Genomic DNA, 16,553 nt, shown 5'->3' with positions numbered 1-16,553 from the left:
CCATGCTTCGATGTCCCTCCCCAAAGCTGAACTGCACCTGCACATCGAAGGCACGCTGGAGCCGGAGCTGGCTTTCGAGCTGGCCGCCCGGAACGGGGTGACGCTCCCGTACGCCCACACGGACGCCCTGCGCGAGGCGTACCGGTTCGAGGATCTCCAGTCGTTCCTGAACCTGTACTACGAGCTGATGGCCGTGCTTCGCACCGAGCGGGACTTCGCGGACCTCGCCGACGCCTACCTCGCCCGGGCCGCGGCGCAGGGCGTGCGGCACGTGGAGATGTTCTTCGACCCGCAGGCGCACACGGCCCGCGGGGTGGCCATGGGCACCGTCGTCGAGGGGCTGTGGCGGGCGCTGGAGAAGAGCGACGAGAACCACGGGGTCTCCACCCGGCTCATCATGTGCTTCCTGCGCGACGAGTCCGCCGCCTCCGCCATGGAGACCCTGGAGTCCGCCAGGCCGTACCTCGACCGGATCACCGGCATCGGGCTCGACTCCGCCGAAGTGGGGCACCCGCCGGTCAAGTTCCGCGAAGTGTACGAGGCCGCCGCCGCGCTGGGGCTGCGCCGGGTGGCGCACGCGGGCGAGGAGGGGCCGCCGGAGTACATCACCGAGGCCCTGGACGTGCTCGGGGTCGAGCGCGTCGACCACGGGCTGCGCTGCATGGAGGACCCGGCCCTCGTCGAGCGGCTGGTGCGGGAGCGGATCCCGCTGACGCTGTGTCCGCTGTCCAACGTCCGGCTGCGGACCGTCGACACCCTCGCCGACCACCCGCTGCCCGCCATGCTCGACGCCGGGCTGCTCTGCACGGTCAACTCCGACGACCCCGCCTACTTCGGCGGCTACGCGGGCGACAACTTCGACGCCGTCCACCGCACCCTCGGCCTGGGCGAGGAGCGGTTGCGCGAGCTGGCCCGCAACTCCTTCACCGCCTCCTTCCTGGAGGACGACGAGGAGCGACGGGCCCGGTATCTCGCCGAGGTGGACGCGTACGAGTTCTGACGGCGACCGTCACCCACGGGTCCGGGCTCAGGCCGCCGGGCGGTACTCCGGCTGCTCGGCCGCCGACCGGTCCCGGTAGCGGGCGTGCTCGGTCGTGGTGGTCGTGGTGCGCAGCGCCACGGCCGTCAGGGGGGCGGCGATCAGAAGCAGGCCCACGGCCAGGATCGCGCCCATCGCCGGGAAGCCCGCGTGGGCGGAGAGCAGGCTGCCGGTGAGGGGGCCGGCGGCCGTGCCGAGCGAGGACGCGGAGCCGACGAGGACCGCCCAGCGGCCGCGCGGGTCGAGCGAGGCGGCGAGGCCGATCAGATACGACAGCACGACCGGGTAGAGCACGTTCCAGGCGATCTCACCCGTGGCGAAGGCCCTGAGATCGGTCGCCGAGGCGCTCAGCGCGATACAGCCCGCGATGAGCGCGGTGCCGCCGCCGATGGGCAGCGCCCGGCCCAGCCGCGCACCCAGCGCGCTCGCGCCGATCACCCCCAGCAGGCCCGCGCCGAGGGCCGCCGCGAAGACCGCGCCGACGGTGACCTCGCTGAGGCCGGCCTGGGTGGTGCCGATACGGCCGCTCACGCCCCAGAGGGAGTTCTGGGCGAGGGACCACAGCAGGAGGGCGGCGGCGAGGACCAGACCCGAGCGGCGGTGGGGGAGCGGGCCGCGTTCCCCGTCGGTGTGGGCCGTCGCCACGGCGGTGGTGAGACGGCCGGTCGCCGGCAGGGTGAGCAGGGCCGTGAGGGCAAGGGCGGCGAACGGCAGACCGTGGCCGGGACCCAGGTGGGGAATCGTCAGGTAGAGCACACCGGCCAGCGCCGAGACACCCAGCAGGCCCATGGTGGACACCCGGTGGGGGTCACGCTGCGCGGCGATGCCGGCCGCGGCCACGGCGGTCGCCGTACCCGAGCCGAGGCCCCCGAGGACCGCTCCCGCGACCACCGCGGGGAGGGTGGTGGTGAGCGCGGCGGTGCCGTAGCCGACGGCCGCGAGCAGCAGGCCCGCGCGGGCGAGGCGGCGGGGACCGAACCGCTCCACCTGCGCGGCGAGCGTGAAGCCCGCCGTGGCCGAACCCAGCAGCAGGGCACTGCCGACGGCGCCGGCCTCGGTGGCGGTGAGGGGGAGGGCCGCGTCGAGTCTGCCGACGGTGGTCGGCAGGAGGTACGCGGCGAGGTACCCGGCCGTGAAAAGGGCGACGAGGGGCCAGGGCAGGGTGGGGGTGCGGGGGGACACGGGCGTTCCTGGACGTGCGAGGGTGCGGCTGCGGACCCCGACGACGGGGGCCCGGCAGGGGAATTGGGCGGCTGTCGACGGACAGGGACGCGCGGAGAATTTGTATCAAGGCCGCGGAGCACGGAGGAAACGCGGGGGGTGTGATGTGCGGCACATAGCGTTTGGGGCGTGGGCGGTGGGGTAGAAGAGGGTGCCCCCTGGGTGCGGTCGGTGTCTCAACTGCCTTGCTGTACAGGTCCGTTCACGCGTGCGCCTCAGGCCGAGCGGCGGAAGCCGATGGTGGGGACCGCGCGGCGCAGCGGCCAGGGAGCCACGGGCCCCTCGGGGAGGAAGTCCTCCAGGAAGGCGTAGCGGCGGAGGGCCGCCGGGTCCTGGACGTCGAGGGACCGCACCCGACGCCACCACGCGGCGATCTCGGACCACCCGGGCGCCGAGAGCGAACCGCCGAACTCCTGCACCGACAGGGCGGCCGTCAGACCCGCGAACGCCAGCCGGTCCGCGAGCGGCCAGTCCGCGAGGGTGCCGGTGACGAAACCGGCCACGAACACATCGCCTGCGCCCGTGGGGTCCAGGGCCTCCACCGCGATCGCAGGTACCTCGGCCGTCTCTCCGGTACGGCCGTCCACGGCGTAGGCGCCCTCCGCGCCGAGCGTCACCACGGCCACCGGGACATGCTCGGTCAGCGCGCGGGCGGCGGCGCGCGGGCAGTCGGCGCGGGTGTACCGCATCGCCTCCTCCGCGTTCGGCAGGAACGCCTCGCAGTGTTCGAGGTCGGCCAGTCCCGCCAGGTCCCAGGCACCGGTCTCGTCCCAGCCGACGTCCGCGAAGATCCGGGTGCCCTTGCGCGCGGCCTGGGTGATCCAGGGGGCGCGCACGCCGGGGGTCAGGGAGGCGACGGCAGCGCGCGCGTACGGCGGGCACTCCGGCGCGGACTCCTCCGTGGGGGCGGCGTGGCCGTGCGAGACCATCGTCCGTTCGCCCTCGTACGCCATGGACACGGTGACCGGGGAATGCCAGCCCGCGACGGTGCGGGAGGTGGACAGGTCGATGCCCTCACCCTGCTCCAGGGCGTCCCAGCAGTACTCGCCGTAGTGGTCGTCACCGAAGGCCGCGGCGAGGGACGTCTTCAGGCCGAGCCGGGCCAGCGCCGTGGCCATGTTCGCCACGCCGCCGGGGCTGGAGCCCATGCCCCGGGCCCAGGACTCGGTGCCGCGGACCGGGGCGGAGTCGAGGCCGGTGAAGATGATGTCGAGGAAGACGGTGCCGGTCAGATACACGTCCCAGGGCGGGTCGTCCGGGGTCCTCAGGGCCGACAGCGGGTCGACCTGGGGCCGGAGGTGTGGACGCTCCCCTGTGGACGCGGTCACGATGTGCTCCCTGGCGGTGGTGCGTGGATCTGGCCAGTCTGCACCAAAACGCTCCGCTGGGTGGGCCGGGGCGCGTGATGGCCCGGGGGTGCGTGTTTCGTCGGCGGGTGCGGGTGGGTGGGGGTTGCTCGCGCAGTTCCCCGCGCCCCTGAAGGGTCGGGCCTGCGGCCCGCCCCTCATCGAAAAGCACGGGGCGCAGCCCCGGTCGCTTATCAGGGGCGCGGAACAACCCCACAGCCACCCGCAGCCGAACCCTGGGCTACCAGCGCGGCACCGACGGGGTGATCCAGGCGGGGTCCGCCACCCGCATCGCCGCCCCGTCGTCGCGGTCGTGGAGGGAGCCGTCGTCGGTCAGCCACCTCTCGTGGAGGACGGCCAGCCTGGCGCGGTCGAGCTCGACGCCCAGGCCCGGTGCGTCGGAGACCCGTACGGACCCGTTCTCGAAGGTGAGGCGCTCGGTCAGGACGTCCTCGGACTGCCAGGGGTAGTGGGAGTCGCAGGCGTGGTGGAGGTCGGGCACCGTGGACGCCACCTGGGTCATCGCGGCGAGGCTGATCCCGAGATGGGTGTTGGAGTGCATCGAGACGCCGACGCCGAAGGCACGGCAGATCGCGGCCAGTTCCCGGGTGTTGCGCAGACCGCCCCAGTAGTGGTGGTCCGAGAGGACGACCTGCACGGCGTCCCTGGTGAACGCCTCCTTGATCTCGGCGAAGGTCGTCACACACATGTTGGTGGCGAGCGGCACCGGGGTACGCGCGGCGACCTCGGCCATGGCGGGCGTCCCCAGCGCCGGGTCCTCCAGGTACTCGAGGACGTCGGCGAGGGCGTCCGCGACCCGTACGGAGGTCTCCACGGACCAGGCCCCGTTGGGGTCGAGCCGCAGCGGACGGCCGGGGAACGCCTCGGCGAGGGCCCGGATCGCGGCGATCTCCTCCTCGGGCGGGAAGACACCGCCCTTGAGCTTGTAGGAGGTGAAGCCGTAGCGCTCCGTGAACCGCCGGGCCTGCTCCACCACCCCGGCCGGATCGAGGGCCGCACCCCAGTCGTCCTTCTCGGCGACGACCCCCTCGGGATGGTCCGCCCACTTGTAGAACAGGTACGCGCTGTACTCCACCGCGTCCCGCACCTTCCCGCCGAGCAGCGCGTGCACCGGCAGGTCCAGTGCCCTGCCGAGGGCGTCCAGACAGGCCACCTCGAACGCGGAGACGACCGAAAGACGCAGCTTGTCGGCGGTCTGCACGCCCCGCAGACCACCCACGTCCACCTGCCCGGAGATCCGGGACCCGTCGACGGCGACCTCGTCGGCAACGGTGAACAGACCGTTCAGATCGTCGACCGTGCGGCCCACCAGCTTCGCCGCGAACGGCCGCGCCAGCTCCAGGTACTTGGTGTCGCCGTACGTCTCACCGAGCCCCGCGGTCCCGCCGGCGGTCACCACCTCCACGATCAGCCGGGGCGTGTACGGCTGGTGGACCCCCTGGGTGTTCAGCAGCGGCGGGTCGGCGACCAGGATCGGGGTCAGCCGCACCTCGGCGATGGTCAGGTCGCGGACAGCGGTCACGGGGCGGCTCCTGGGGTCGGCACGGCGGGGGCCATGTCCCGCGGTGCGGAAGCGAGTCGGGACGCGAGGGCGAGCCCGGCGGCCGGCAGCCGCTCCAGCTCGGCGAGATCGGCGGCCGAGGGGTTTCGCCGTGCCGACGCGCAGCCGACGGACACGCGCAGCCGACGGACCGTGGCGGTGCGACGGTCCGGGTCATGGCGCACCGGCATCTCCCCATGTAGACGCTCTTCGCATATGAGAACGGAGGTTAGATAGGTGAATCCGGGGCGTCAATGGGCAGCGCTCCTCGCCGAGCGCCCGGACACGGAACGCCCCGAGGGCCCGTACGAGGCGCTCACGCCCCGCACCCGCACCACCCGCACGTCCCTCGCCGCCACCCGCGCCCGCGGCCACTCCGTCGACCGGGAGGAGAGCGTCAGCGCTCGGTCCCGGCCGCCCGCCTCACGTCGGCCCCCGAGGCCCGCATCGTCGAGGTGATGACCAGGACAGGCGAGGATCGAGACCAGAGCGAGGCGTGCCGCCGGGGACGGAGGGTGCCCTGGTCCGGCGCTGAGCCACCGTGCTCACCGGGCTCGTCCGCACCATCGAAAACTCCTACGGCGTTGTCGGTGCCCCGGCGTACCCTTGAAGCGCAAGCGCAGCCCCCGCACAGGGCCTGCGAGCCGTTACAAGGAGGACGTGCGGCCACAGGGCCGGCCCATGACTCAGACACCCACAGCCCACACCCCCGCGCAGGGCAAGGCGAGAGCACAGTTCACCGTCCCCGCGGCCCACCCCATGGTGACCGTGCTGGGCTCCGGCGACTCCCTCCTGCGCGTGATCGAGAAGGCCTTCCCGGCGGTCGACATACACGTCCGGGGCAATGAGATCAGCGCGGTCGGCGACGCCCCCGAAGTCGCTCTCGTCCAGCGCCTGTTCGACGAGATGATGCTGGTGCTCCGCACCGGACAGCCGATGACGGAGGACGCAGTGGAACGCTCGATCGCCATGCTGAGAGCGAGTGAGAACGGCAAGAGCGACGGCCAGGAGACCCCGGCCGAGGTGCTCACGCAGAACATCCTCTCCTCGCGCGGCCGCACCATCCGCCCCAAGACGCTCAACCAGAAGCGGTACGTCGACGCCATCGACAAGCACACCATCGTCTTCGGCATCGGCCCCGCCGGCACCGGCAAGACCTACCTGGCGATGGCCAAGGCCGTGCAGGCCCTCCAGTCCAAGCAGGTCAACCGCATCATCCTGACCCGTCCCGCGGTCGAGGCCGGCGAGCGGCTGGGCTTCCTGCCGGGCACCCTCTACGAGAAGATCGACCCCTATCTGCGCCCGCTGTACGACGCGCTGCACGACATGCTCGACCCCGACTCCATCCCGAGGCTCATGGCCGCCGGGACGATCGAGGTCGCGCCCCTGGCGTACATGAGGGGCCGTACGCTCAATGACGCCTTCATCATCCTGGACGAGGCCCAGAACACCTCGCCCGAGCAGATGAAGATGTTCCTCACCCGCCTCGGCTTCGACTCGAAGATCGTGATCACGGGTGACGTGACGCAGGTCGACCTGCCGGACGGCACGAAGTCCGGTCTGCGCCAGGTCCAGGACATCCTGGACGGCGTCGAGGACGTGCACTTCTCGCGGCTGTCGTCGCACGATGTCGTACGGCACAAGCTCGTCGGCCGTATCGTCGACGCGTACGAGCAGTACGACAGCACGCACGGCACCCAGAACGGCTCCCACAAGAGCCGGGGCAAGTCCGGGCACAAGGGGAAGTAGACAAGCACAGCACCATGTCGATCGACGTCAACAACGAGTCAGGAACCGAGGTCGACGAGCAGGCGATCCTCGACATCGCCCGCTACGCGCTCGCCCGGATGCGCATCCACCCGCTCTCCGAGCTCTCGGTGATCGTCGTGGACGCCGACGCCATGGAGCAGCTGCACATCCAGTGGATGGACCTGCCCGGCCCCACGGATGTCATGTCCTTTCCCATGGACGAGCTGCGTCCGCCGTCGAAGGACGACGACGAGCCGCCGCAGGGCCTCCTCGGGGACATCGTGCTGTGCCCCGAGGTCGCCGAGAAGCAGGGCAGGGAAGCGGCCACGCAGCACTCCATGGACGAGGAGCTCCAGCTCCTGACCGTCCACGGAGTGCTGCACCTGCTCGGCTACGACCACGAGGAGCCCGACGAGAAGGCCGAGATGTTCGGTCTCCAGGCGGCCATCGTGGACGGCTGGCGCGCGGAGAAGGGCCTCACCGGCCCGTCCCCGGCCCCGACCGTGTCATGAGCGCTTCTCTCGTCAGCGGTGCCGTCGCCCTGGTCGTCGTCGCCTGGCTCGCCGCCTGCGCGGAGGCGGGCCTCGCGCGTGTCTCCAGCTTCCGTGCCGAGGAGGCCGTACGGTCCGGGCGGCGCGGCAGTGCCAAGCTCGCCCAGGTCGCGGCCGACCCGACCCGCTATCTGAACGTCGCGCTCCTGGTGCGCGTGGCCTGCGAGATGGCCGCCGCCGGGCTCGTCACGTACGCGTGCCTGAAGGAGTTCGACGAGACCTGGGAGGCGCTGGTCGTCGCCATCGGCGTCATGGTCCTCGTCTCCTATGTCGCCGTCGGTGTCTCCCCGCGCACCATCGGCCGCCAGCACCCCCTGAACACGGCCACGGCCGCGGCGTACGTGCTGCTGCCGCTGGCCCGGATCATGGGCCCCGTCCCGGCCCTGCTGATCCTCATCGGCAACGCCCTGACCCCGGGCAAGGGCTTCCGGCGCGGTCCCTTCGCCTCCGAGGCCGAGCTGCGCGCGCTGGTCGACCTCGCCGAGCAGGAGTCGCTGATCGAGGCCGAGGAGCGCCGCATGGTGCACTCGGTGTTCGAGCTCGGCGACACCCTCGTCCGCGAGGTGATGGTCCCGCGCACCGACCTGGTCGTCATCGAGCGGTACAAGACGATCCGCCAGGCGCTCACCCTCGCCCTGCGGTCCGGCTTCTCGCGCATCCCCGTCACCGGGGAGAGCGAGGACGACATCGTCGGCGTGGTCTACCTCAAGGACCTGGCCCGCAGGACGCACATCAACCGGGACGCCGAGAACGAACTGGTCTCCACGGCGATGCGCCCCGCCGTCTTCGTCCCCGACACCAAGAACGCCGGCGACCTGCTCCGTGAGATGCAGCAGGAGCGCAACCACGTCGCCGTCGTCATCGACGAGTACGGCGGCACCGCCGGCATCGTCACCATCGAGGACATCCTGGAGGAGATCGTCGGTGAGATCACCGACGAGTACGACCGGGAGCTGCCTCCGGTGGAGGAACTGGGCGACGACCGCCACCGGGTCACGGCCCGCCTCGACATCACCGACCTCGGCGAGCTGTACGGCCTCGACGCCTACGACGACGAGGACGTGGAGACCGTCGGCGGTCTCCTCGCCAAGGCGCTGGGCCGGGTCCCCATCGCCGGTGCCTCCTCGGTCGTGGAACTGCCCGACGGGCGGAAACTGCGGCTCACGGCGGAGGCCGCGGCCGGCCGCCGGAACAAGATCGTCACGGTGCTGGTGGAGCCGATCGGCCCGGCCGGGCCGCCGGAGGAGGAGCCGAAGCCGGAGTGAGCCCCGACGAACTGCGCGCCTTCTGCCTGTCCTTCGACGAGACCGTCGAGGACTTCCCGTTCCGCCCGGAGATCTCCGTCTTCAAGGTCCTCGGCAAGATGTTCGCGCTGAGCTGGACGGAGCAGCGGCCTCTGAAGGTCAACCTCAAGTGCGACCCCGAGGACGCGGTCCGGCTGCGCGGCGAGCACCCCGGTCTGATCGCCCCCGGGTACCACATGAACAAGCGCCACTGGAACACGGTGACGGTCGACGGGGACCTCCCGGACGCCCTCGTCCGGGAGCTCGTCGAGGACTCGTACGACCTGGTCGTGGCCGGGCTGCCGAGAGCCGAGCGGCTGCGTCTCGACCGTCCCTGACGCGCCGCGCCGGACACGCGGAGGCCCACGGCGACCGGTACCGCCGCCGTCAGGAGGATCGCCGTGTCCAGGGCGAGGGCCTGGTCGTGGCCGGGGACACCGGAGGGCGGGCGCGGGGTGCTGTACCCGGTGGCGGGGTGAGCGCGGGTGCCCGTCCCGCGGCTACGTATGCTCGGCTCATGACCGACAGCAGCGCGCTCGACCCCGAGGACCGCAAGATCGTCACCCTGGCCCGTTCCGCGCGGGCCCGCAACGGCGTGCCCGAGGGCGCGGCCGTACGCGACGAGACGGGCCGCACGTATGTCGCCGGCACCGTCGCCCTGGACTCCCTGCGGCTCAGCGCGCTGCGCACGGCCGTCGCCATGGCGGTGGCCTCCGGCGCGAAGTCCCTGGAGGCGGCGGCCGTGGTGACCGACACGGAGACCGTCTCCGACGAGGACCGTGCCGCCGTACGCGACCTCGGCGGCCCCGCGACCCCGGTCCTGCTGGCGGGACCGGACGGCGCGGTGCGGGCGACGGTGACGGCGGGCTGACCCCCGCCGGGGCGGGCGGTCCCTCCGTCAGTTCCTCTGGAGGGTCCGCGTGACGCCCGCGACGACCGCCGTTGTCAGGATCCAGCCGAAGGCGATCAGCGTGTAGGCCAGTCCCCGGGGGAAGGCGTCCGTCCAGTACCAGGCCGTGCGCTGGCCCAGGCCGCCGATGGGGATCAGCAGGTCGAGGGTGTAGACGAGGGGCTGGAAGGGGGCGCCCTCGTCCGGCTTCACCCGGGTGGGCGGGTAGGTGTCGAACACCAGCGTGCCCAAGAGGGTCAGGGCGAGGAGCCAGACCCCCGCCAGCCAGGGGCGGTAGCCGTAGCCGACGGTGACGTCGAGGAGGTGGCCCCAGGCGCGGGCGGCGGGGGCCAGCGTACGGCGGCGATGCCGCTGCTTGGCGAGCAGTACCCGGCGGGCGTCGTCGTCGTGTCCGGCCTTGCGGTACCAGCTCGCCAGCTGTTCGTACGGCTGCGGGTTGTAGCCCTGTCCGCTCCGTATCCAGGCGACCCGGCGGGCCACGGACTCCCGGTCGCCCACGGCCTCGCGACGCGCACCGTCCGCCTCCTCCCGCTTGATCGAGCCGTAGACGAAACCGTCCAGGTCCACCGTCTCCGGCCAGCTGTACTCGTTCTCGTGGAGGTACGACACCTGGGCGCCCCGGAGGTCCAGGGCGCCCGATGGGGGCCGGGCGAGAGTGAGGTCGAGGTCGACGGCCTGCAGACGCGTGGCGACGAGGGCCGGACCGTCGCCGTCGGAGGGGCCGTTCAGGACGGCGCCGCCGAAGGTCAGACGGTCGGCGACCTGGGTGCCGCGCAGTCTCACGGTGCCGTTCGCGGTGAACCCCCGGGTGAGCGTGATCGACGATGCCACGGCATTGTCGAGGGCGAGGACCACACCACGCGGGCCGGGTCCCTCCAGCCGTGCCCCCCGCATGGTCAGGGTGCCCGGCAACTGGGCTCCGACCAGGCGTACTTCGCCGTGCGCCACGAATCCGTCCCGGCAGAAGAGGCCGCCCTCCATGGCCAGGCCGCCACCTGACAGGGCCCACCCGTCGGGCGCGATCAACCGCGCCCCGTTGAGGAGCAGGCCGCCCGCCACCCGTGCGTCGGTGAGTGAGAGGGCGATGGCCATCCGGTTGAACGGTGAGAGCGCGCCGCCTTCCACCACGGAGCGGCGGAGGTCGAAGTTGCCCTCGATCCGGGCCGAATCGGCCCCGAGGCCGGGTATCCGGCTGCCGGTGATCACGAGTGTCTGCGTCGACGCTCCGAGGAGGTTCACCGACTCCTCGAACCAGCAGTCCTCCAGCCAGAGCGCGTGGGAGAGCTGGGCGCCGGCCAGGTCCAGGCGCCCGCTCAGACGCGCCCCGGCGAGCCTCAGACACGCGATGCTGCCAGGTCGCGCGGCGTTGCCGCCGAGCAGCAGCGCCGCGAGCACCTGGGCCCGCACCGTTCGCTCCGGCCCCCACTCCCCGCCCCCGGCGACGTCGTCCTCGGGGCCGCCCGTGCGCAGGTCCACCCGCCGCCCCTCCGGGAACGCGTCCCACAGTGCGCGCTCCGGCGGTGTCAACTCGTCATAGGACAGCACCCGTACAGGGTAAGGATCTTCGTCGGCGGCGCCAGAGGGCGCCCGCGCCGTAGCGTTACGGCCGGTAACAGGCTGTCGGGGCATGTGAGAATCGACCGCCCGCGAGTGGACAGCCGGCTCCGGGCGCGGACAACCCGCGCCAGGTGGGGCAGAACGCCCCGGTGTCCGTCCGTGCCGGAGTGGTTGAGCGGGCAATCGACGCAGGGGTTCGGCCACTTTTGTCGACCCTTGGCGCAACCGGCAGAACTTCTCTTGCAATCTCAGGCCCCGCGCGCCTCAATGGAGCCGTTCCGATGGCGGACCGTCAGATTCCGCCGCGCGGCCGCGCGTTGTACCGCCCCCACATGGCAATGCCCGTACCGGGCCGCACGGGGCTGTCCCCAAGCCTCGTGCAACTCCCGTGCAAGGGAAGGGAAATCGCTCGATGAGACGCATACGACTCGGAGTCGGCGCGGCGTTCGCCGCAGGGACGCTCGCCGTCACCGGCCTCGCTCTCGCCCCCGCCGCCGCGGCCGTCACCCCGCAGTCCGCGACGATCAACGCCACCTGCGCGATCGGCGGTTCCGGCGTGGCCACGCTCACGGCCACCCAGGACGGCACCTCCGCCACCGTCACCCTCTCCTCCGAGGAGATCACCGCCCCGATCGCCCTCGCCGAGGACTCGATCCGGTCCACGCTGACCTTCGTGAAGGCGGGCGGCGGCACCACGTCCTTCACCGGCACCGAGAACCCGGCGCTGGCCGCCGGCGACGGCATGGTCGTCGGCCCGCTCACCGGCACCGTCGCCCCCGGCGACAGCCTGGAGGCGTACGGCGGCTCCCTGCAGATGGTCGTCTTCGGCTTCCCGGTCGGCTGCACGGCGAGCGGACCGCAGTCGCCGGGCCCGTTCGTGTTCGACTGATCCGCAGTACCCGCCGCACTCGTAGTACCCGCCGCACCAGGGTGAACGAGTGAGGGGTGGTGCCGCCCGCCCGGCGGCACCACCCCTCACCCTCGTCCCGGTGCGTCAGAGCGCGTCCGGACCGCGCTCGCCCGTGCGGACCCGCACCACCGTCTCGACCGGCAGCGCCCACACCTTGCCGTCGCCGATCTTGCCGGTCTGCGCGGCCTTCACGATCGCCTCGATCACGGCCTCGGAGTCCGCGTCGTCCACGACGACCTCGATGCGGACCTTGGGGACCAGGTCGACCTGGTACTCGGCGCCGCGGTAGACCTCGGTGTGGCCGCGCTGCCGGCCGTAGCCGCTGGCCTCGCTCACGGTCAGACCGTTCACGCCCATCTCCTGGAGGGCGGTCTTGACCTCGTCGAGGCGGTACGGCTTGACGATCGCGGTGATGAGCTTCATGCCTTAAGCCTTGGCCTTCTGCGTGGAGGAAGTGGACGGAACGGACGCGGTGACCGGGGCGCCGTGGCCCAGGACGCCGTGATCGTATGCCGTCTCGGCGTGGACCGTAAGGTCGAGACCGGTGTGCTCGTGCTCCTCGTCCGCGCGGAAGCCCAGCAGCTTGTCGATCACCCTGCCGACGCCGTACGTCACGAGGAACGCGTACAGCCCGACGGCGACCACGGCCACCACCTGCCTGCCCAGCTGGCCGAGCCCGCCGCCGTGCAGCAGGCCCTCGGGACCGCCGGTCATCGACTCGACGGCGAACACGCCGATGAGCACCGTGCCGATGACCCCGCCGACGAGGTGGACGCCGACGACATCGAGGGAGTCGTCGTAGTTCAGCCGGAACTTCCAGCTCACCGCGTACGAGCAGACGACACCGGCGGCGAGGCCGATGACCAGCGCGCCGAGCAGCGAGACCGAGCCGCAGGAGGGGGTGATCGCGACGAGACCCGCGACGGCGCCGGAGGCCGCGCCCAGCGTCGTCGGGTGGCCGTCGCGCCTCTGCTCGACGAACAGCCAGCCCAGCAGCCCCGTGCAGCCGGCGGCGAGGGTGTTGAGGAACGCGGCGGCGGCGAGGCCGTTGGCGCCGAGGGCGGAGCCGGCGTTGAAGCCGAACCAGCCGAACCAGAGCAGACCCGCGCCCAGCATGACCATGGGCAGGTTGTGCGGGCACAACCGGGCTTACCCCCACTGAACTTCGCTACCATCAACCCATGCCCTACGCGCCCGAATACATCCACCTCGTCTTCCCCGGCATGCAATTCGAGGGCCTCCTCTACGGACGCAACAGCGACGACGCCAGCGGCATCGGCAGCTCCGTCGAAGACCAACTCGCCAACGGACGCAACCTCTGCGCCGCCTACAACTGGGCCATCGCCCACGAGTTCAAAGACACCGACATCTCGGCCAGCCGGCACGGGCGCAAGGCACGCGACGACTTCGAAGCCCTGATCGACACGATCACCCACGACAGCCCACCCGCCGGAGTACGGCGGATCGTCGTCGCCTTCGAGGCGTCGCGCTACTACCGCGACTTGGAGGCGTACGTACGCCTCCGCAACGCCTGCATGTCGACAAACACGCTGCTCTGCTACAACGGGCAGATCTACGACCTGTCCCGCCGCGACGACCGCAAGGCCACCGCCATGCACGCGGTCGACGCCGAAGACGAAGCGGAAGGCATCCGCGACCGCAACCTCCGCACCATGACCCGCACCGCCAGCGAGGGCATGCCCCACGGTAAGGCGATCTACGGGTACGTCCGTAACTACGAGGTCGTCGGTGGCCGACGCCGCTGCATTGGGCAGACGGAAGACCCTGTGCGCGGCCCGTATGTGGTGCAGGCGTTGCAGCGGATCGACGAGGGGCACTCCCTCAAGGCGCTCGCTCGCTGGCTGGCCTCGGAGCCGGATGCGGCCCGCCACGACGGAAAGCCGTGGTCGGTACTGACGGCCCGGAGGATGATCCTGAACCGGGCCTACCTTGGTGAGCGGCTGCACCGCGGAACCTACGTGAAGGCCGTGTGGGCGCCACTCAAGGGGCTCGACACCCCTGAGGGGCGGGCCTTGTTCAACCGGGTCACGGCGAAGGTGACCGACCCGGCACGGAACTTGCAGCGGGGCACGGAGCCCAAGCACCTGCTGTCCTACATCGCCCTGTGTGGCGAGTGCGGTGACCACGCGGTGCTCCAGTGGCTGTCCCCCGGCACACGGCGCAAGGCCTCGCTGTTCTGTTCCGAGAAGCGGGACACGTCCATCGCGGAGAAGCTGATCGACGCGTTCGTCGAGGAACACGTCATCGACTGGTTCAGTGACAAGGACACCGCCCGCGCGGCGCTCGTCCCGAAGGACGACAAGGTCGCGGAGATGGCGTCCGCCACGCAGAAGCTCATCAACAGCTACGAGGAACAGCTGAGTGAGGCCCGCCGTCTGGCCGAGGAGTTCGATGAGGAGGCCGGCCGGTTCAAGCTGTCGGCGGCGTCACTCGCGTCGATGGAGTCGCGGCTGGAGCCGAGGCTGGATGCCGCGCGGAAGAAGTTGCAGACTTTCACTGGGCCGTCTCCGCTGCTGCTCCAGCTGCTTGAGGCGAAGGATCCGGACCTTGTGTGGAATGGCCGTCCTGCGACCGATGGTGAGCCGCTGCTGCCGGGGCTCACGATGGATCAGAAGCGCGAGGTGATCCGGAGAATCGTGACGGTGCGGCTGTACAAGGCGAAGGGTTTGGGCCGGCGTCCGCTGGAGGACGACCGGATCCGGCTTTCGTTCGTGGGGGAGCCGGGGTTCAGGGACCGACCACTCCGCGCCCCCGAGACCGGGGCTCTTGCTGCTGGTTCGGGAACTGAATGAGGGTGGCGTCGCGGCGGGTGTCGGGGGCGAACTTGCCGTCATGGAACATCCGTACGGTGGATTCCATGGTTTCGCAGATGAGGTCGGCGCGGCGTTCTTCGAACTCGGCTTCGAGGGCGTCGCGTTCGACGCGTGCGCGTTCCGCTAGGGCTGCTTGCTCGGCGTCGAGGTCGCGGCGCATTCGGGTGCGCTCGCTTTCCAGGGCGGCCTGGGCTGCGATGTAGCGGGCCCGTTCTGTTTGGGCCTCGCGCTGGGCGGTGGCGAGGAGTCCGCGTTCGGTGCGGGTGTCGGTGACCCACCGGCGGATGACGAGTAGTGCCGCAGTGGTGAGAGCGATCATGACGGCCCCCACTCCACCGAGGGAGTGGGGGATCTGGTCGTGGAGTATGCCGTTGAGGGCGAGCGCTACCCCTCCGCAAAGTGCTGTCGCCACCGCTGTGTAAGCGATTGCTGTGCCGCTCGCGAGCCTCATGCGCATCCCCCATGTCACATCTGAGCTGCCGTCCCTCCGTCGTCGGCCTGCTCGGGGGTTTCGTCGGGGAGACGCTTGAGGCGTTCGACGGTTGCGTAGAAGCGCGCGCGATCGCTTGCGTCCCGGATTCCGAGCCCGTCAGCCGCTTCTTCCGGAGTGAGATTAGAGCCTACCCGCGATCGGTCAGTTTCGGACAGTGACTGGATAGCTTCCTGTGAAAGTACGCCCGATTCGACGAGGAGGGTGCCGAGGTCGATGTCTGCTGCCTTGGCGATGGCGGGGTAGAAGCGGGCTTCGGGGAGGGATTTGCCTTGCCAGAGGCGGGTGACGCTGCTCTCGGGCATACCGGTGTCGCGTGCGAATCGGGCTTTGCTGCCGCGGTCGGTGTAGCCGGCGCGTTCGGCTGCGGGCACGACGATGGCGGCGAATCGCTGCGCGTGTGTGGGGGTCCGGTCGGTCATGTCGAATGACTCTACCTCCCTAGGTAGGGAGATAGCTAGGAAAACTCAGGCCCGCAAGGTCGGTGAACAGGCCACTGACCTGCAGTAACACTAGCCACTGTCATATGCGAACGAGCGTTCGATGTAAATCGTACTCAACTCACCTCGCCACCTTCCTTGCGCGCAAGGAAGGTTCGTGGCAGAGTCTTCCTTGTGAGCAAGGAACTTCCTGCTACCAGCGACAACCCCTGCCAACCCCCCAGCGAGGGAGGTGACTACGTGTTCCGTCTCGACGTCCCAGAACTCCTCAAGGCCATCAAGGCGAGCGGCGACCACACCCAGGCCGCAATCGCACGCCGCACCGGAATCGCCGAATCGTCCGTGTCCCGGATCCTCCGCGGCGAAGCCCAGCCTGACCTGAACACGGCCATGCGGCTGTCGGAGACCTACGACTTCGACCTCCGCACGAAGATCAAGCGGATCCCGATCGAGGCCGCCGCATGACCCGCGAGGAACGCCGCGCGATTCTCGGCGACGCGATGGTCGCCGCGATCCGCGAGCGCGTGAAGGCGGCACCCGACCCGAGCCCCGAGCTCGTCGAAGAACTCCGCCGGATCATGACGCGCCCTGGCGGCGACGTCCCGGCGCCCCGGCCTCAGGCCGACGACAGGCCGGCCCCGGCCGCCGCCTGACCCCATCAC

At 71.0% G+C, this 16,553-nt stretch carries 18 protein-coding genes and 1 pseudogene; 10 read left to right on the top strand and 9 right to left on the bottom strand.

The genetic code is table 11. The annotated features are described in order from the left end of the window. Positions 1-10: 10 nt before the first annotated feature. On the top strand, positions 11-1,000 hold the full coding sequence (locus tag AC067N_RS06740) for an adenosine deaminase (protein WP_478677826.1): 990 nt from the start codon (positions 11-13) through the stop codon (positions 998-1,000). A gap of 27 nt (positions 1,001-1,027) precedes the next feature. Here the strand turns inward: AC067N_RS06740 and AC067N_RS06735 are convergent, their stop codons facing one another. The 4 genes from AC067N_RS06735 to AC067N_RS06720 all read right to left on the bottom strand — a co-directional run bounded on the left by AC067N_RS06735 (position 1,028) and on the right by AC067N_RS06720 (position 5,352). Next, positions 1,028-2,221 carry an MFS transporter gene (locus tag AC067N_RS06735; protein ID WP_478677825.1) on the bottom strand — a complete coding sequence of 398 codons (1,194 nt, stop codon included), beginning with the start codon at positions 2,219-2,221 and terminating at the stop codon, positions 1,028-1,030. A 254-nt stretch (positions 2,222-2,475) separates the two neighbouring features. Beyond that, positions 2,476-3,588 (bottom strand): carbohydrate kinase family protein, encoded by a 1,113-nt coding sequence (locus tag AC067N_RS06730; protein WP_478677824.1) that lies wholly within the window; start codon positions 3,586-3,588, stop codon positions 2,476-2,478. A gap of 259 nt (positions 3,589-3,847) precedes the next feature. Further along, positions 3,848-5,149 carry a glucarate dehydratase family protein gene (locus tag AC067N_RS06725; RefSeq protein ID WP_478677823.1) on the bottom strand — a complete coding sequence of 434 codons (1,302 nt, stop codon included), beginning with the start codon at positions 5,147-5,149 and terminating at the stop codon, positions 3,848-3,850. Beyond that, complete coding sequence (locus AC067N_RS06720; protein ID WP_478677822.1) at positions 5,146-5,352, bottom strand: hypothetical protein; 207 nt, start codon at positions 5,350-5,352, stop codon at positions 5,146-5,148. Before AC067N_RS06720 ends, AC067N_RS06725 begins: the two co-directional genes overlap by 4 nt. A gap of 496 nt (positions 5,353-5,848) precedes the next feature. On the opposite strand from AC067N_RS06720, the gene AC067N_RS06715 reads away from it, so the two are divergent. The 5 genes from AC067N_RS06715 to AC067N_RS06695 all read left to right on the top strand — a co-directional run bounded on the left by AC067N_RS06715 (position 5,849) and on the right by AC067N_RS06695 (position 9,621). Next, positions 5,849-6,916 carry a PhoH family protein gene (locus tag AC067N_RS06715; RefSeq protein WP_478677821.1) on the top strand — a complete coding sequence of 356 codons (1,068 nt, stop codon included), beginning with the start codon at positions 5,849-5,851 and terminating at the stop codon, positions 6,914-6,916. Between the two features lie 14 nt (positions 6,917-6,930). Next, a complete protein-coding gene (gene ybeY, locus AC067N_RS06710; RefSeq protein ID WP_468070753.1) occupies positions 6,931-7,428 on the top strand; it encodes an rRNA maturation RNase YbeY in 498 nt (165 codons plus the stop codon). Further along, on the top strand, positions 7,425-8,732 hold the full coding sequence (locus AC067N_RS06705; RefSeq protein ID WP_478677820.1) for a hemolysin family protein: 1,308 nt from the start codon (positions 7,425-7,427) through the stop codon (positions 8,730-8,732). The genes ybeY and AC067N_RS06705 overlap by 4 nt, the downstream gene beginning before the upstream one ends. Beyond that, the gene (locus AC067N_RS06700; protein ID WP_478677819.1) at positions 8,729-9,088 is read left to right on the top strand and encodes an MmcQ/YjbR family DNA-binding protein; all 360 of its coding nucleotides are present in this window, start codon (positions 8,729-8,731) and stop codon (positions 9,086-9,088) included. The genes AC067N_RS06705 and AC067N_RS06700 overlap by 4 nt, the downstream gene beginning before the upstream one ends. Before the next feature lie 179 nt (positions 9,089-9,267). Continuing rightward, positions 9,268-9,621: a cytidine deaminase gene (locus tag AC067N_RS06695; protein WP_478677818.1), complete on the top strand. Its 354-nt coding sequence runs from the start codon at positions 9,268-9,270 to the stop codon at positions 9,619-9,621. Between the two features lie 27 nt (positions 9,622-9,648). Here AC067N_RS06695 and AC067N_RS06690 read toward each other — a convergent pair whose 3' ends face one another. Then, positions 9,649-11,205, bottom strand: a complete 1,557-nt coding sequence (locus tag AC067N_RS06690) for an oxidoreductase (protein ID WP_478677817.1) — start codon at positions 11,203-11,205, stop codon at positions 9,649-9,651. Between the two features lie 424 nt (positions 11,206-11,629). Here AC067N_RS06690 and AC067N_RS06685 point away from each other — a divergent pair, with 424 nt between their 5' ends. Continuing rightward, positions 11,630-12,106 carry a hypothetical protein gene (locus tag AC067N_RS06685; protein ID WP_478677816.1) on the top strand — a complete coding sequence of 159 codons (477 nt, stop codon included), beginning with the start codon at positions 11,630-11,632 and terminating at the stop codon, positions 12,104-12,106. Positions 12,107-12,211: 105 nt separating this feature from the next. Here AC067N_RS06685 and AC067N_RS06680 read toward each other — a convergent pair whose 3' ends face one another. After that, entirely contained in the window at positions 12,212-12,550 is a 339-nt protein-coding gene (locus tag AC067N_RS06680) for a P-II family nitrogen regulator (protein ID WP_055539461.1), read from the bottom strand. A 3-nt stretch (positions 12,551-12,553) separates the two neighbouring features. Beyond that, positions 12,554-13,264: pseudogene (locus tag AC067N_RS06675) on the bottom strand (ammonium transporter); the annotation flags it as partial. 44 nt (positions 13,265-13,308) lie between these two features. On the opposite strand from AC067N_RS06675, the gene AC067N_RS06670 reads away from it, so the two are divergent. Then, a complete protein-coding gene (locus AC067N_RS06670; protein WP_478677815.1) occupies positions 13,309-14,940 on the top strand; it encodes a recombinase family protein in 1,632 nt (543 codons plus the stop codon). On the opposite strand, the gene AC067N_RS06665 is transcribed toward AC067N_RS06670, so the two are convergent. Together AC067N_RS06665 and AC067N_RS06660 are read right to left on the bottom strand one after the other, a co-directional pair. Then, positions 14,876-15,280 carry a hypothetical protein gene (locus tag AC067N_RS06665; protein ID WP_478677814.1) on the bottom strand — a complete coding sequence of 135 codons (405 nt, stop codon included), beginning with the start codon at positions 15,278-15,280 and terminating at the stop codon, positions 14,876-14,878. The two genes, AC067N_RS06670 and AC067N_RS06665, sit on opposite strands and share 65 nt — an antisense overlap. A gap of 146 nt (positions 15,281-15,426) precedes the next feature. Next, a complete protein-coding gene (locus AC067N_RS06660; RefSeq protein ID WP_478677813.1) occupies positions 15,427-15,873 on the bottom strand; it encodes a helix-turn-helix domain-containing protein in 447 nt (148 codons plus the stop codon). Positions 15,874-16,131: 258 nt separating this feature from the next. Here AC067N_RS06660 and AC067N_RS06655 point away from each other — a divergent pair, with 258 nt between their 5' ends. Together AC067N_RS06655 and AC067N_RS06650 are read left to right on the top strand one after the other, a co-directional pair. Further along, positions 16,132-16,356 (top strand): helix-turn-helix domain-containing protein, encoded by a 225-nt coding sequence (locus AC067N_RS06655; RefSeq protein ID WP_478677812.1) that lies wholly within the window; start codon positions 16,132-16,134, stop codon positions 16,354-16,356. Beyond that, entirely contained in the window at positions 16,353-16,544 is a 192-nt protein-coding gene (locus AC067N_RS06650) for a hypothetical protein (RefSeq protein WP_478677811.1), read from the top strand. Before AC067N_RS06655 ends, AC067N_RS06650 begins: the two co-directional genes overlap by 4 nt. Positions 16,545-16,553 lie beyond the last annotated feature (9 nt).

The sequence above is a fragment of the Streptomyces sp. NPDC042364 genome (assembly GCF_056437585.1).
The sequence above is the reverse complement of the archived record's forward strand: the minus strand, read 5'-3'. Positions and strand labels throughout refer to the sequence as shown.